The organism is Blautia sp. HCP3S3_D9 (assembly GCF_052063845.1).
Taxonomy (GTDB): domain Bacteria; phylum Bacillota; class Clostridia; order Lachnospirales; family Lachnospiraceae; genus Blautia_A.
This window is the reverse complement of the sequence record NZ_JBQHWS010000279.1, coordinates 1-1110: the sequence shown is the minus strand read 5'-3', so window position 1 is coordinate 1110 and position 1110 is coordinate 1. Positions and strand designations below refer to the sequence as shown.

Annotated in this window: 1 protein-coding gene and 1 pseudogene; both read left to right on the top strand. The window is 35.3% G+C overall.

Annotated features, from left to right (window positions below; genetic code table 11):
- Window positions 1-338 precede the first annotated feature (338 nt).
- Window positions 339-746 (top strand): Fur family transcriptional regulator, encoded by a 408-nt coding sequence (locus ACTNES_RS20875; protein WP_441040577.1) that lies wholly within the window; start codon window positions 339-341, stop codon window positions 744-746.
- Window positions 739-1014 (top strand): annotated as a pseudogene (locus ACTNES_RS20870) (flavin reductase family protein); the annotation flags it as partial. The gene ACTNES_RS20875 and the pseudogene ACTNES_RS20870, both read left to right, overlap by 8 nt.
- Between the last annotated feature and the right edge of the window lie 96 nt (window positions 1015-1110).

The following is a 1110-nucleotide window of genomic DNA, read 5'->3' as shown; positions in this document are numbered from 1 at the left end:
ATTGGCAAATTGAATGTACAGCTGGAATAGAAGCGATTAACGAACCTTGACAGCTTAATCATTGCTCTGAAATCTGTCACAGGGATACTATACCCTTTTGACAGGGGTATCAAGGAGGATTATGGCTGTATGGGACAATTTTGGGGTTCATGGTTCAGTTTTTAATTCAGATACTGTTCCGTGAATAATTCAGGATTATGGAATAAGATTGTGCGAAAAAGGGACATTTACAAAGTGCTATTATTTCAAAAATAGTAATTATTACTAATTTTATATTGACATTTTAAAACTTCTGATATATGCTTCTAATTAAGAATAAATCCTAATAAGGGGGGCAAATGACTAACAGAAGAAATACAATTCAGAAAGATCTTGTGAAAAATGCTGTATATGAAATAAAAAGGCATGTTACAGCAAATGAAGTATGTGAATTTCTAAAAAAAGAATATCCTACCATTGGAAAAGGAACAGTATATAGAAATCTTGATATACTGTCAGAAGAAGGTGCTCTGAGAAAGGTTGAAGTGCCAGATGGAGCAAATCGGTTCGATATCACATTGAAAAATCATTATCATGTGAGATGTATAAAATGTGGTGAGGTATCGGATGTAGATATGGAGGAAATACCGGATTTAATGAAAAGAATTCATGATACGCATGGAATTGATTTTTTGGAATATGATATTTCCTTTAAAGGCATTTGTCCGAGATGCAGGGAGAAGATGAAGGAGGAGCAGAATGGATAAAAAAGCGATGTATAAGCTGAGTTACGGATTATTTGTACTGACTGCCAGAGAAGCCCAAGAGGATAATGGCTGTATCATTAACACTGCAATCCAGGCGGCATCAGAACCTAATCAATTAAGTATCTGTGTAAATAAAGCAAATTATACACATGAAATGATCCAAAGAACCGGAAAATTCACAGTGTCAGTATTAAGCCAGAGTGCCCAGTTTGAATTATTTAAACATTTTGGTTTTCAATCCGGGCGGGATATGAATAAGTGTGAATCCATAACTTGAATTTTGGGCGCACTTTCCCCTTGGTGGAAAAAGTCTTTTTTTAAAGCTTATTGGGCTTGTGCAGCACACTGCTGCTGTATAAGTTTT